The sequence below is a fragment of the Micromonospora sp. NPDC005215 genome (assembly GCF_040607915.1).
Lineage (GTDB): Bacteria > Actinomycetota > Actinomycetes > Mycobacteriales > Micromonosporaceae > Micromonospora.
This window is the reverse complement of the sequence record NZ_JBEXHQ010000005.1, coordinates 56574-69987: the sequence shown is the minus strand read 5'-3', so window position 1 is coordinate 69987 and position 13414 is coordinate 56574. Positions and strand designations below refer to the sequence as shown.

The following is a 13414-nucleotide window of genomic DNA, read 5'->3' as shown; positions in this document are numbered from 1 at the left end:
ACGCAGGTGTGTGGACGGCGACGTCACGCCATCGGGACCGAGACAGGTCGCGCCATCTCGACTCGGTCGGCGGTCCCGGTGCGCTACCCCGCCTACCTCGGTCAGTAGGGGTACCCGGGGACGTTGAGTCGCACGCTGTAGAGGCCGGAGTCGTTCTGCCGGCCGGAGGTGATGTAGAGGGTCTGCCGGTCGGAACCGCCGAAGGCCACGTTGGTGGTGCCGGAGTTGCCGGCCCGGATCGTGCCGAGCTGGGTGCCGATGGGGGAGTAGACGTGGACCTGGCCATCGAAACCCGACGTCCAGTACACGTTGCCGGCGCAGTCGATCGTTCCGCCGTCCGGACCGCCGACGTAGTTCACGAAGACACTGCGGGCGCCGGTGCTGCCGTCGGGCGCGACGGCGTACTTGTAGATCTTGTTCTCGGAGTAGGCGCCCACGTACAACGCGGTCCCGTCGGGTGAGAGCGAGATGCCGTTGGGTTGGCGGAGCCGGTCGTCCACCAGCGACACCTGACCGCCGGAGACGCGGAAGACGCTGGTGCGACCGTTCATCTGGTCGGAGCGGTTGCCACGCTGGAAGTTGGGGTCGGTGAAGTAGACGACGCCGTCCGACCGGACCGCCACGTCGTTTGGCGAGTTGAAGGCCCGGCCCTGGTAGTTCGCCGCGACGGTGCTGCGGGCACGGTCGCTCAGCCGGTACGCGGACACGTTCCGCTGGTCGTGGGTGGCCGCGATGATCTGCTGGCCATCGGCGCTGAGCGCCACGCCGTTGCTGCCGGCGTTGGCGATGAACGTGTCGAAGGTCGCCGGTGGGGTGAACCGGCGGATCGTGGACGGCTGGACGTTGTAGGGCCCGGTGCCGGCGGCCATGTCGGACATCAGCAGGTAGCCGCCGTCGGCAACCCAGACCGGCCCTTCGAGGAACGAGAATCCGCCCTGGATCCGGGCGGCCGACAGGGAACTCGCCGGCAGCGGTGAGCCGTATTCGACCCCCGCCGGGCAGACCCCGGACGGTGCGCCGGGCGGACCGGCGAGCGCGGCGTGAGCGCTAACATGAGCGGTGTCCACGGGTGTCGAGGGCGCGGCGGCGGCACCGCTGACGAACGGTGCGGAGCCGACCGCGAGGCACAGCCCCGCGAGTGCGGCAATGGTGGGACGCCAGGTCATCGAATGCTCCAATCGGCGTCGGCCGTTGCGTGGACCGGCGGTAGGTGGTGTGCGAGGTCGCGGGGCCGGCACGGCGGGGGTGCGGTCCGTCGATGTGTCACCAGGCAGCCTAAGTGACGCAGGGCCGGGTCGCATTGGTTCGATGCCGGTTATTTCGCTCAGATTACAAAGACGCTGGTCAATGCGTAAAGCTTAGGTAAAATATTTGCCCGGTAGTGCCACTCGACGCCAGTCGAGGCGAGGTGCCGGCGGACCGACTCTGGCAGAATCCGCCCATGACCCGACCCGTGCTCCTGCTCGACATCGACGGTGTCCTCAGCCCGTACGGCACGCCGCACCCACCGGTCGGCTACAGCGCACACGCCCTGTTCCCGGGTGAGGAAGCCGTCCGGGTCAATCCCGCACACGGCGCCTGGATCACCGAAGCGAGCACCGTCCTGGACATCGCCTGGGCCACGAGCTGGAACGACGAGGCCAACCAGCTCCTCGCTCCGCTGCTGCACATCGCCCCCCTGCCCGTGGTCACCATGCCACCCCCGCCGTTCGACCCCGCCGAGAAGATCCCGCGCATCGCCGCCTACGCCCAGCAACGGCCCCTGGCCTGGATCGACGACCTCCACCCGCCCCAGGCGCACCGCTGGGCCGCGACACGGATCAGCCCCACACTGCTGATCACCGCCGACCCGGCGACCGGCCTCACCCGCGACGCCGTCGACCACGTCATCGCCTGGGCCGAAGCCCTTCCACGTCCGCTGACGAACCCATAGGGACACCCCGGCGCGACGCTGCCGGTCGAGGGTCGGCCCGGAGTTCGCGGGCTTCGCGCTGGCCCCGCGGTCCGGATCGTTTCAACGGCCCGAGTCCGTGGGTACGCTCCCACCCGCTGATCCCTCGATCGACGGAGACCTATCGTGATCATGGCTTTGCTGCTCGACCTCGCCAACATCGTCGGCGGCTTCCTGCTCGCCGTCGCTGTCCTCCGGCTGCTGCCGCGGGTCGGCGACGACCTGGGCCGCCTCGCCGGTCGGGCCGCCCCGATCGCGTGGGTGGTCGGCCTCGTGGCGCTCGTGACCGGCGGCTACTACCTCATCGTTCACCTGGTGTCCGGACCCCGGGTGTTCCACTTCGAGGTGGTGGGGATCGGCGTCGGGCTCGCCCTGCTGTGGGGGCGGCTGACCGGACGGCCGGCGCCACGTGACGAGCAGGCGGCCGGAGCGACGGGGGTCCGCCTGTTGCTCGCGATCTTCGGTCTCATCGCGATCGTCGTCGGCATCCAGGGGCTCTTCACCCCGGACGGCTGACCGCGCCGCCCGCACCCCGACCCGGCCGTCAGGGGCGTGCCACGAGGCCGGATTCCCAAGGCCCAGGCGGCGATGCGTACGCGGGTGACGTTTCCGAGCTTCAGGGAGATGTGGGCGACGTGGGTCTTGATGGTGCCCGCCAGCGCGGCTCGGAGAGGCGACGTCTGGGGGTGGCACTGGTCGGGGCGCGGGTCGGTCAGAGGCCAGCGAGGGTGAGCAGTCGCTCCATCTCCGCCACGGGCAGCGTCGGTGCCGCAGCGGTCGTCCGCGCCACCCACTCGCTCGGATCCGCTAGGAGGGCACGGCGCGCGTGGGCCGGTAGCCGCGGATGCCCGGCGACGGCCTGGCGGACCGTGCTGTCGGGGTCGGCGGCCAGGCGTTCGGTCAACTCGACGGGCAGGTCCGGATCTCGGGGGGCCAGGCACCGCATGCGGGGATCCGGGTCGGTGGCGAGCCGGCGCAGGGTCGATGCCGGGAGCGGCAGGACGTCGGCGGGACGCCAGTCCGTCTTCTTGTCCGGCCGGAAGCCACTGTCGATGCGCTCGGCCGTGGTGGGGTCGACCAGATGCGGGGCGTGCCTGGCCATTGTCGTACAGACGCCATTGTCGTCGTCGTCGAGCAGTCGGAGGACCGCGTCCGCCGGCAGCGCCGGGCTGCGTGCCGCGGATCGCCGGAAGCAGATGTACGGCGAGGACAGGTGGGGCAGCGGGTTCGCGGTGACCCAGTCGAGCCGCAGGTGTCGCAGCTCGGAGACGGCCAGGTGGTCTTCGACCTGCTGCACCAGCGCATCGTCGTCGAGGTCGTCGCCAAGGAAGTCGGTCAGCGGCCGCTCGCCCTGCTGGATGCCCGCATAGATGCGGTGGCGCGTCGGCTCGGGCGTGTCCGGGCGCCGGAAGACGCCCACGCGCACGTTCGCGCTGGGATCCTCGGCGAGCAGGTCCCGTACCGGTGGGGGTAGCTGCGGGTGCTCGGCCACCTGCCGGCGGACCTGGTAGTCCGGGTCGCCGGCCAGCCGGGCGGCCAGGTCCGGGGTCAGGACCGCGTGGCGTACGGCACCGGTGCGGGTGACCGGATCGGCGAGCAGGCCCGCCACGAGGTCGGGCGGCGGCACCGGGTGCGGTAGCCGCGCGTGGTAGGTCGAGCAGGCAGCCGCGCGAACGCTGTCGACGGGGTCGGTGAGCAGGACTCGCCGGACCGCCTCGGGTGCCCGCGTCCACCACCGTGCGAGCGTGGCCCGGACCTGCGGCTCAGGATCAGTGGCGAGTCGGGCGAGCAGATCGGCCGGCACGTCGTCGCGTTGCGCGAGGTATTCCCGTACCCGCGGCTCCGGATCGTCGATCAGCCGTTCGTGCAACTCGCGGGGCGCGTCCCGGGCGCCGACGACCAGGGCAGCGCGGACTGCCGGGTCGGCGTGCGCCGCCAGCCGCATCCGGACGGCGTGCGGCAGTTGGCGGTTGAGTGCGAGCGAGTGCAGCAGCCAGTGATAGCCCGAGGCGAGGATCTCCTCGATCAGGTCCGGGGTCAGGTCGGCGCGCATGGCCACGTGACCGGAGCCGCGTCGGTGGCGCACCAGCCGGCGGACCAACTCGATCGGCAGCGCCGGGTTCTCGGCGAGGCCGTCCAGCAGCTTCGACAGGTGGACCGGCGTCGGCCCGTCATCAGCCACCCGCTGCCCTCCCCGGATCCGTCGCGCCGGCACGAGTCTCGCACGACCCGCGCCGATCGGGGTGCCCTCGTCGAGCCGGCCGGCACGGTCAGTCGGCCGGCACGGTCAGTCGGCTGGCGTCGAAGGGCTCAGCTGGCGTCGCCGGTCGTGGCCTCTCCGGCGGCCGGCGGCTGGTAGGGCCGGCGGAACCGCTCCTCCCGGGCCGGCACCGCCTGCTGGCCCCGATCGGTCGACCGCGCCGCGGGCTGGGGCGGCACCCGTGACGCCTCGCCGGTCTCGGTGACCAGGCGCTCGGTCTCCTGCACCAGATAGTGCGGTCGGCGCTTCGTCTCGTAGTAGATCCGGCCGATGTATTCCCCGATCACGCCCAGGATGGTCATCTGGATGCCGCCGAGCCCGATCACGCTGACGATGATGGTGGTGTACCCGGGAACGTCGATGCCCTTCTCGATGGCGTCCGCCACCACCCAGGCCATGTAGGCGATCGCGATGAGCGTGAGGAACAGGCCGCCGTAGATCGCCAGACGCAGGGGCCGGTTGTTGAACGACAGCAGGCCGTCGAACGCGTAGTTGAACAGCTTGCCGAACGTCCACCTGCTGTGCCCCGTCTGCCGGCTCTCGTTGCGGTGGGCCACCACCACCGTGCGGAAGCCGATCCAGGAGAACAGTCCCTTGGAGAACCTGTTGTATTCCGGCATCGCCAGTATCGCGTCCACGGCCAGCCGGGACAGCAGCCGGAAGTCGCCTGCCCCGTCCTGCAGGCGTACGTCGATCCACCAGTTGATCATCCGGTAGAAGGACCGCGAGGCCACCATGCGCACGAACCGGTCACCCCGCCGGTCCCGGCGGGCGATCACCTGGTCGAAGCCCTGGCGGTACAGTGCCACCATCTCGGGCAGCAACCGTGGCGGGTGTTGCAGGTCGGCGTCCATGATGACGACCGCGTCGCCGGTGGCCCGCTGCAGGCCGGCGAGCATCGCCGCCTCCTTGCCGAAGTTGCGGCTCAGCGACGTGTAGCAGACCGCGGGGTCGGCGGCGGCGAGCCGGCGCAGCGCCTCGAGGGTGCCGTCCTCGCTGCCATCGTCGACGTACACCACCTCGACGTCCAGGTCCGACAGCTCGGCGAGCGTGGCCGTGACGGTCTCGTGCAACCGCTCCACCGACGATTCCTCGTTGAAGCAGGGCACCACGATGGACAACCGCATCCTGCTCACCCCGCCCCGCCCGTGCCCGGGCATCCGCCGCCGCCGCCCGCGGCGCACAACCGGTCAGAGGCGGTAGAGCAGCGTGCCATCGAGATCCTCCCGAGTGATGCCCAGCCCGTCGATGGGCCGGGCCGCGATGCCGTCCCATGGCGTCCCCGCCGTGCGGTCCGGCACGGCCAGCACCGACCGCACGCCGATCCCACGCAGGTACGCCACGCTGCCCGCGTCGGGGAACGACGCCACCGCGATCCGGGTCTGCGCCTGGCTGACCGGCTCGAACCCGGCCAGTCCGTTGGTCACCCGGGGGAACCCGTCGGTCGTCCACAACATGTACGTCAGATCGCCCACACCGCCCGCGGGCAGCACCAGGATCGGGTCCTTCGCGGCCCGCATCGCGGCCGGTGGCGGAGTCACCGTCGGGTGAGGTGTCCGGTTGACGCCCTCCAGGGTGACCAGGGCCAGCGGCACCAGCAGGACCAGCGGCATGAGGACCCGCGTCCAGCGGCGGGCCGAGGTCTGGACCGAGGACTCGGCCAGCGCCGTCACCGCTCCGGCGGCCAGCAGCGCCAGCAACAGGCTGGTCCAGTGCATCATCCGGCCCGGTGTGCGCAGGGCGTCCCAGCCCGGCAGGAGGGTGGACAGGGTCAGATAGCCCGGGTCCCCGTCACCGCCGAGGGTCGCGCCCAGGCCCAACAGCACGGTGCCGAGCACGCCGAGACCCAGTGCGACCCGGTGCCGCACCGGGTACATCGAGACGAACAGGCCCGCCGCGGCCAGCGCGATAAGCGTTATCCCCGGCAGCAGCGCCATCTCCGGCGGCCAGGACAGCTGTTCGCGCGCGGCGGCGTGCCGCTCACCCCACAACCACGAGTCGCCCGGCGCGGTCACGAAACCGATAAGTGGGGGGGAGAACATCTTCGTCCACTCCGGCCCCCGTTCGGCCTGCGGGTTGAGGTCGACAACACGCAGGTAGACCAGCCCGAGCAGCACTGTCGCCGCGCCGAACACGGCGCCGCCGGTCAGATCCGCGAACAGCAACCGCCGACCGAACGGCGGGCGCTCCCGCTTGCGCCACCAGGACCAGCCGTAGCAGCCGGCCGCCACCAACACCGCGCCCAGCAGGAAATACACAAGTGGTAACCCGATGCCGAAGCCGAGCGTGACCTGCCAGGCGGCGACGAGCCACCCGGCCAACGCCCAGCCGGGCCGCCGTCGCTCCGGCCGGTAACCGTGGCGTAGCGACCAGCCGTGCCCACGGGCCAGCATCGCCAGGCACAGCGCGATGCCCCCGCTGGACAGGATGTTGAGATGCCCGGCGTGGGCCAGCCGCCAGGGCGCGAACGCCCACGCGATCCCGGCGACCGCCCCGCCCCACCGGTTCGCGCCGAGCTGCCGCGCCAGCACGTACGCCCCGAAGGCCGCGAGCGCGTGCAGCAGCACGTAGAGCACGTTGTACCGGATCACGGCCGCCTCGAAGCCGGAACCGAGCATCCCGATCGGGGCGTACCCGAGCAGGGTGTCGCTGTAGGCGTACGTGTATTTCTCGGGGAAGAACGTGTTCGAGTGCCAGAGGTCGGCCGGACTGGTGAGCAGAGCGTGCCCCGACCAGGCGACCTGCCACGCCTGCAACGTCGGGTCGCCGAGGTCGTTGGGGATCGTGCTCGCCGGATGCCGCAGCGTCGGCCACGTCAACACCACCGACAGCAGCAGGCTGCCCAGTGCTGCCAGGGTCCACTCGGGGCGGATCCACCGCCATCGATCCCATCGGCTCGGCGTCCGGTCGTCGGACGTCTGTTCGGGGCTCGTGTTCTCGGCGGTTGCTGCGACGCCGGTGGACCGGGTATTCACGGGATAGATCCTCTCCGATGGTGGGGACCTTGTCCATCAGCTGTCCGAAGCGTGGGTCCGCGCGGTGCCGGGTACGGGCCGATTCCGACCGTCCCGCGGGACGACCTGAGCAGAGCCGAGGCCGGTCTGATCTTCGGGCAGGTGGGCCTGCTGGTGCACTACGGCGTGGACACCGAGCCACTGGTTACCCTCCTTGAGGTGGTCTCGGCGGTCCAACGCCAGGAGGCTGCGGAAGATGCGGCGCACGCCGGGACGGCCCGGCGCGGATGCCGTGCCGGGGGCGGAGAGCATCCCCGAAGCGCGGTAGGTCGGTCTGCGTACCGGGGTCAGTCGCCTTCGAAGGCCGGCACGTCGCCCTGTCGGTGGGCGGCCAGGCCCCGCCGCATGTCCCGGGTTCGCAGCCCGTCGGCGAACAGGTCGTGCTCCATCGTCAGGTGCTCGTCCAGCGTGTTGCGGTGGCTGGCGTCGACGAGCCGCTTCGCGGCGGCGACGGCGTGCGGTGCGCTCGCCGCCAGGTGGCCGGCGGTCCGCAGGGCCCGATCCAGCAGGTCGGTGGCCGGCACGACCTCGTCGACCAGGCCCTCCCGCAGAGCCCGGGGTGCCCGCATGATCGGTTGTTCGAGCAGGAGCGCAAGCGCCCGTGCCGGCCCGACGACACGGGGCAGGAACCAACTCATCCCCCCGTCCGTCGACGCGCCCAGCGCTCCGTAGGCGAAGTGCAACACGGCCCGCTCCGAGGCGATGCGCATGTCACAGGCCAACGCCAGGGCGAACCCGGCGCCCGCCGCCTGCCCGTTGACCGCCGCGATCACGCAGGCGCGCATCTCGCGCAGGGTGCGGACGAGGGTGCCGAGCGCCTCGGTCAGGGGGCGGCTGTACGCGCCTGGGTCGCCCACCTGACCGGACAGTGCCCGCTCGAAGTCCGCCAGGTCACCGCCGAGTGAGAACGCCTTTCCCGTGCCGGTCAGCACGACCGCGCGGACCGCCGGGTCGTCCGCCAGTGCGGTGGTGTGCCGCAGCAGGTCGCCGAGCATCTCGGCGTCGAGCACGTTGCCGGTGTCCGGGCGGTCCATCGTGAGCACGGCGACCGGTCCGTGGATCGTGCGGGAGACGCAGGGCGCGGTGATGTGACGGTCACTCATTGAAGACGAGGACCCAGTCGGCGACACAGGCCGGTTTGGTCTCGCCCTCGATCTCCACCCGCATCTGCACCACGACCCGGCACGCGGCGGCCATCCGGCGGGCCTCCAGGAGGGTCGCGACGCCGCGCACCCGTGCGCCGACCGGGACCGGGGCGCGCATGCGCACCTTGTTCAGGCCGGCGTTGATGACCAGGCGGACGCCGTCGACCTCGACCAGCTCGGACAGGAAGGTGGCGCAGAGCGAGAGCGTGAGCATGCCGTGCGCGATAGTGGTCCCGAACGGACTCTCCGCCGCCGCCCGCTTCTCGTCGACGTGGATCCACTGTTGATCGCCGGTCGCGTCGGCGAACGCGTTGATCCGGGCCTGGTCGATGAGGTGCCATCCGGTGGTGCCGAGCTGCTGACCGGTGCGTTCGAGCAGGGCATCGATGGTGTCGTATCGGCTCACTGTGTCCACCTTTCCGGCAACGACGGCCAGTCCGCAACCCCACTGGCCGATAACGGCTGCGGATCTGCCGCCGGCTGAATGATCTTGCAGTAGCTCATCGCGGACGTCGAACGAAACATGTGTTACAGAAAATAAACAGACACGACAATTATCAAGATCCTTGATTGAATCGTCGTCGTTCTATATGTTAACGAGGTCCGTGTGGCAGCCTCGACCATCTCCGTCAGGCCGGGATGGTGGCCGTCCGTGCGGTCCGTGCACCATGGATACAACGGGGGGTTCGCGGGTGAGTGTCGCGCTGTCCAGCACCGGTCTTGATCGAAATCAGACGTCCACCACGCGCAGCCTTGAATTCGGACTGCCGACCACCGGATGTGCTCTGGTCACCGGTGCTTCGCGCGGGATCGGGCTGGCGGTCGCTCAGGCGCTGGCCCGGGGTGGAATGCCGCTGGGGATCAACTTTCGGTCCGACGAGGCGGCGGCGCGGGCCGCCGCTGACGCGATCATCGACGCGGGCGGCCGCGCGGTCGTGGTGGGTGCCGACGTGTCCGACGCCCAATCCGTGGACGCAGTTTTCAATGCGCTCGAAGACGAGTTTGGCGCGGTCAGCGTGCTCGTCAACAACGCCGGTGTCCGCGCCGACGGATTGTTGGCCACCCTCGATGACGAGCAGTGGCGAACAGTGCTCTCCACCAACCTCACCGGCTCCTTTCACACAATCCGGCGTGCTCTGCCAAGCATGATCAGGGCCAGATTCGGGCGGATCATCAACGTCGCGTCGGTGCTCGGCGCCCATTCGATTCCCGGCGTGGGCAACTACGCCGCGGCGAAGGCGGGTCTGGGCGCGCTGACCAGGTCGGTCGCGGTGGAGGTGGCGAGAAAGGGCGTCACCGTCAACGCGGTCGCCCCCGGGCTGGCACGTACCGACATGACGCACGACGTGGCGCACCTCGACCAGTCGGTGCGCCGCCACGTGCCGATGCGGCGAGCCGCCAGTCCGGACGAGGTGGCCGCCTGCGTGTGCTTTCTCGCGTCGACGGCGGCCGGATACGTCACCGGCGCGACGCTGGCCGTGGACGGAGGGCTCTCGGCCGCCGCGTTCCAGATCTCCTGAGCCTCGCCCCGGTCGTGAGGGGCACGTGTAGACCGACATCCCTGGAGGGCGATATGTCCCAGAATTCTCAGCACAGCCAGGTGGAGATCGAGGAGTTCGTACGCGAGCAGGTGGAGGCCATGGGCGCGGACGCGGCCGGCATCAGTACCGGCGCCACGCTGGAAGAGATGGGGCTCGACTCACTGGACGTGGTCGAGTTGAGCCAGGGTGTCCGCAAGGAACTCGGCATCCAGGTCCGCCCCAACGACTTCGCCGAGGTCAAGTCACTCGCCGACGCCCTCCAGGTGATCTACGAGCGGGCGGGCTGCTCATGACCGGACGGGTCGTGGTGACCGGCATGGGGGTGATCAGCGCCCTGGGTGTGGGAGCCCAGGCGCTGCACGAGCGTGCCGTCGCGGGAGACTCCGGCCTTGCCGACGGGGTCGGCAGGTGCGACTCGTTCGACTGGCGCGGGGTGCTCACCCGGCGGGAGGCGCACCGCACCGACCGGTTCTGCCAGTTCGCCATCGCCGCCGCGCACGAGGCACTCGACCAGGCCGGGTGGGGTGATCAGCCGCCGTACCCGGCGGAGCGGGTGGGCTGCGTGATCGGATCGGCGATCGGGGGCATCGCGACGATCGAGTCGCAGCTGGAGACGTTGCGCCGCGACGGCCCGGAGTACGTGTCGCCGTTGTCCGTGCCGATGTTGATGGCGAACGCGGCCGCGGCCCAGTTGGCAATCCGCTACCAGTTCCGTGGCGAGGCCTCGTCCATCGTCGCGGCGTGCTCCGGCGGTGCGCAGGCGATCGGGGCCGGGCTGCGGGCGATCCGGACCGGAGAAGCCGACGCGGTAGTGGTCGGCGGGGCCGAGGCCGCCCTGACCCCGTTCACGGAGGCCATCTTCCGCTCGGCTGGCGCGCTCTCGCCCACCGGCCGCTCGGTGCCGTTCGACCAGAAGCGCGACGGCTTCCTCCTCGGCGAGGGAGCGGCCGTCCTGGTGCTGGAGAGTGCCGACGCCGCCGAGCGTCGAGGCGCGGTGATCGTCGGCGAGGTGCTGGGATACGGCGCCACGACCGACGCCTACCACCTGACCGCTCCCGAACCGAACGCGTCGCTCGCCGCGAAGGCGGTCTCCCTCGCGCTGGCCGACGCCCAGCTTCTGGCGGCCGACATCGACTACATCAACGCGCACGGCACCGGAACGGTGCTCAACGACCAGGCCGAGACCAGAGCCCTCCGCACCGCGTTGGGCGAGGCGCTGACCAGCACCCCGATCTCGTCCAGCAAGTCCTATCTGGGACACCTGCTCGGTGCCGCGGGCGCGGTCGAGGCCGTCGCGACGCTGCAGGCGCTGCGGCACCGGACGGTTCCGCCGACACACGGGCTGACCGAGCCCGACGAGCGCCTCGGACCACTCACCCACGTCGTGCGGGCCGCGTCGCTGCCGGTCCGCGAGGGCGGGTCCGTCGGCCTCTCCACCTCGTTCGGGTTCGGCGGCCACAACGTGGCCCTGTTGTTGAGGGCGGCGAGCTGAATGGCCATCGACATCGACTCGACAGCGCAGCCGACGGCCGTGACGCAGCCGCCGGTGCCCAGCGCGCTCGGACTCACCACCGACTCGACCGTCCCACGGCGGTTCGCGCATCGGCAGACCACCGAAGGGGTCTTCGTCACCGGCGTCGCCCGGGACGGGGAGCGGCTGGTGGCCGTGGGCCAACTACCGAGGCTGCACCGGTTGTACAACGACACGCCCGGTCGCCACCACGACACCCTGCTGATCGCCGAGGTGCTGCGGCAGGGCGTCGAGGTGATCGCGCACGCGCTCCTCGAGGTGCCGCTGGACAGCCAGTTCGTCCTCCGCTCGGTCGACGTCCGGGTGGAGTCGACCCAGGCGACCATCGTGGGGGAGGACACGGCCGAGATCGTGATCGCCGTACCGGTCGACCGGGTACGCCGCAACCGGCGCGGCGCGGTGTACGCGATCGACGGGCCGGTACGAGCCTGGATCGACGGGCGACCCGCCGCGACGATGACCGGCTCGGTGGCCTTTCTCGCCCACGACGGGTATGCGGAGCTGCGCAGCGGCAGTGCCGAGCGGGTCCTCAAGGCGCGGCCCGAGTTGCTCGCGATGGCGGCTCCCGGTGCCGTCGTCGGCCGGCGCTTTCCCGGCAACGTGCTGATCACCACCCCGTCCGGACCACCGCAGGACGCGTCCGCCGACGTGTTGCCGCTGCGGCATCCCGCCTTCTTCGACCGCCGGCTCGACCACTATCCGGGCATGCTGATCGCCGAGGCGTCGCGCCAGCTCGCCGTCGCCGCCATGGTCGTGCACGCCGACGTCGACGCCGGCTCGCTGCGCACGGATGCGGCGTCGATGGACTTCGTGTCGTTCGCGGAACTCGACGCCGCCCTGTCCTGCCGGGTCGCCGGGTGGGACACCGACGGCAGCGGCCAGGCCGTGACCGTCTGGGCCGAACAGAAGGGGCAGGTCGTCACACGCTCCCGATTCGTGCTCAGTCCGGAGGAAACCCCCGGGCCGGAGCTGGGCTCGTGACCGCCGTCGTCGCCGGAGCGGGCGCCGCCCTACCGGCCACGGTGGTCGACAACGACCGGTTCGCCCACCTCGGGGTCAGCAACGAGTGGATCACCACTCGGACCGGTGTCGGCAGGCGATACCGGCTCGGCGACGGCGAACGGCTCGGCACCCTGGCCGCCGAGGCGGGCGCCAGGGCGCTGGAGGACGCCGCGGCCACGCCGGCCGATGTCGACTTCGTCGTCGCCGCGACCTCGACCGCCGACCGCATCTCACCGGGGCTTGCCCCCGGGGTGGCGCACCTGTTGGGGACCGGCGCACCGGGCGCGGTGGACCTCAACGGAGCATGCACCGGCTTCCTCTACGCCCTCGACTACGCGATCGGCCGGATCGAGACGGACCAGGCCGACTGCGTTCTCGTGATCGGAGCGGACGCGATGTCCCGCCTCACCGACGAGGAGGACCGATCGACCGCCGTGCTGTTCGGCGACGCCGCGGCGGCGGTCGTCGTCCGGGCGACCCGGGGGACCCGGCGGGCCCGGTGCCCGCAGTACCTCTCCTTCGGGTCCGCCGGAGAGCACGGGGACCTCCTGTACGTCGACCGGGACGACCAGGTGGTGCGCATGCAGGGCGGCGAGGTCTACGAGTTCGCCGTGGAAGCGATGGTCAACGAGGTCAAGGCGAGCTGCTACGCCTGCGAACTTGCCGTGGACGACCTCGACGTGCTGGTCAGTCACCAGGCCAACGCCCGGATCGTCCGAGCCGTCGCCCGGCGGCTCGGCTACCCGGCGGATCGGGTCGCCATGTACCTCGACCGCTTCGGCAACACCTCGGCGGCCTCGATCCCGCTCGCTCTCGCCGAAGCTCAGCGGGAGGGGCTGTTGACGGCCGGGGCCCGGGTCGGGCTGGCCGCCTTCGGCGCGGGTCTGACCTGGGGTGCCGGAGTCATCAACTGGAAGGGCTGCGCACACCTGGTGCAGGGCACGGACTGTCCGTAACGGATGCCGGCCGG

At 71.0% G+C, this 13414-nt stretch carries 13 protein-coding genes; 7 read left to right on the top strand and 6 right to left on the bottom strand.

Annotated features, from left to right (window positions below):
• Positions 1–101: 101 nt before the first annotated feature.
• Positions 102–1166 carry an SMP-30/gluconolactonase/LRE family protein gene (locus tag ABZU25_RS06580; RefSeq protein ID WP_355028317.1) on the bottom strand — a complete coding sequence of 355 codons (1065 nt, stop codon included), beginning with the start codon at positions 1164–1166 and terminating at the stop codon, positions 102–104.
• 275 nt (positions 1167–1441) lie between these two features.
• On the opposite strand from ABZU25_RS06580, the gene ABZU25_RS06575 reads away from it, so the two are divergent.
• Positions 1442–1933 carry an HAD domain-containing protein gene (locus ABZU25_RS06575; protein WP_355028316.1) on the top strand — a complete coding sequence of 164 codons (492 nt, stop codon included), beginning with the start codon at positions 1442–1444 and terminating at the stop codon, positions 1931–1933.
• A 150-nt stretch (positions 1934–2083) separates the two neighbouring features.
• Positions 2084–2467, top strand: coding sequence for a hypothetical protein (locus tag ABZU25_RS06570; RefSeq protein WP_355028462.1), 384 nt, complete (start codon positions 2084–2086; stop codon positions 2465–2467).
• 196 nt (positions 2468–2663) lie between these two features.
• Here the strand turns inward: ABZU25_RS06570 and ABZU25_RS06565 are convergent, their stop codons facing one another.
• From ABZU25_RS06565 to ABZU25_RS06545, 5 genes are all read right to left on the bottom strand, one after another.
• Positions 2664–4133: a hypothetical protein gene (locus tag ABZU25_RS06565; protein ID WP_355028315.1), complete on the bottom strand. Its 1470-nt coding sequence runs from the start codon at positions 4131–4133 to the stop codon at positions 2664–2666.
• A 128-nt stretch (positions 4134–4261) separates the two neighbouring features.
• Positions 4262–5347 (bottom strand): glycosyltransferase family 2 protein, encoded by a 1086-nt coding sequence (locus tag ABZU25_RS06560; RefSeq protein WP_355028314.1) that lies wholly within the window; start codon positions 5345–5347, stop codon positions 4262–4264.
• Positions 5348–5401: 54 nt separating this feature from the next.
• Positions 5402–7186, bottom strand: coding sequence for a hypothetical protein (locus ABZU25_RS06555; protein WP_355028313.1), 1785 nt, complete (start codon positions 7184–7186; stop codon positions 5402–5404).
• Positions 7187–7512: 326 nt separating this feature from the next.
• Positions 7513–8328: an enoyl-CoA hydratase/isomerase family protein gene (locus tag ABZU25_RS06550; RefSeq protein WP_355028312.1), complete on the bottom strand. Its 816-nt coding sequence runs from the start codon at positions 8326–8328 to the stop codon at positions 7513–7515.
• Positions 8321–8776 carry a MaoC family dehydratase gene (locus tag ABZU25_RS06545; RefSeq protein WP_355028311.1) on the bottom strand — a complete coding sequence of 152 codons (456 nt, stop codon included), beginning with the start codon at positions 8774–8776 and terminating at the stop codon, positions 8321–8323. Before ABZU25_RS06545 ends, ABZU25_RS06550 begins: the two co-directional genes overlap by 8 nt.
• 286 nt (positions 8777–9062) lie before the next feature.
• Here ABZU25_RS06545 and fabG point away from each other — a divergent pair, with 286 nt between their 5' ends.
• The 5 genes from fabG to ABZU25_RS06520 are packed head-to-tail and all read left to right on the top strand — an operon-like array spanning position 9063 to position 13400.
• Positions 9063–9890 carry a 3-oxoacyl-ACP reductase FabG gene (fabG, locus tag ABZU25_RS06540; RefSeq protein WP_355028310.1) on the top strand — a complete coding sequence of 276 codons (828 nt, stop codon included), beginning with the start codon at positions 9063–9065 and terminating at the stop codon, positions 9888–9890.
• Positions 9891–9943: 53 nt separating this feature from the next.
• Positions 9944–10204, top strand: a complete 261-nt coding sequence (locus tag ABZU25_RS06535; protein WP_355028309.1) for an acyl carrier protein — start codon at positions 9944–9946, stop codon at positions 10202–10204.
• Positions 10201–11403 (top strand): beta-ketoacyl-[acyl-carrier-protein] synthase family protein, encoded by a 1203-nt coding sequence (locus tag ABZU25_RS06530; RefSeq protein WP_355028308.1) that lies wholly within the window; start codon positions 10201–10203, stop codon positions 11401–11403. Before ABZU25_RS06535 ends, ABZU25_RS06530 begins: the two co-directional genes overlap by 4 nt.
• On the top strand, positions 11404–12423 hold the full coding sequence (locus tag ABZU25_RS06525) for an AfsA-related hotdog domain-containing protein (protein WP_355028307.1): 1020 nt from the start codon (positions 11404–11406) through the stop codon (positions 12421–12423).
• A complete protein-coding gene (locus ABZU25_RS06520) occupies positions 12420–13400 on the top strand; it encodes a beta-ketoacyl-ACP synthase 3 (RefSeq protein ID WP_355028306.1) in 981 nt (326 codons plus the stop codon). Before ABZU25_RS06525 ends, ABZU25_RS06520 begins: the two co-directional genes overlap by 4 nt.
• Positions 13401–13414: the final 14 nt, after the last annotated feature.

Bases quoted from the DNA above. Each gene is read 5' to 3' on its own strand.
- ABZU25_RS06580 (WP_355028317.1), bottom strand. From the start codon at position 1,166: ATGACCTGGCGTCCCACCATTGCCGCACTCGCGGGGCTGTGCCTCGCG.
- ABZU25_RS06575 (WP_355028316.1), top strand. From the start codon at position 1,442: ATGACCCGACCCGTGCTCCTGCTCGACATCGACGGTGTCCTCAGCCCG.
- ABZU25_RS06570 (WP_355028462.1), top strand. From the start codon at position 2,084: ATGGCTTTGCTGCTCGACCTCGCCAACATCGTCGGCGGCTTCCTGCTC.
- ABZU25_RS06550 (WP_355028312.1), bottom strand. From the start codon at position 8,328: ATGAGTGACCGTCACATCACCGCGCCCTGCGTCTCCCGCACGATCCAC.
- ABZU25_RS06535 (WP_355028309.1), top strand. From the start codon at position 9,944: ATGTCCCAGAATTCTCAGCACAGCCAGGTGGAGATCGAGGAGTTCGTA.
- ABZU25_RS06530 (WP_355028308.1), top strand. From the start codon at position 10,201: ATGACCGGACGGGTCGTGGTGACCGGCATGGGGGTGATCAGCGCCCTG.
- ABZU25_RS06525 (WP_355028307.1), top strand. From the start codon at position 11,404: ATGGCCATCGACATCGACTCGACAGCGCAGCCGACGGCCGTGACGCAG.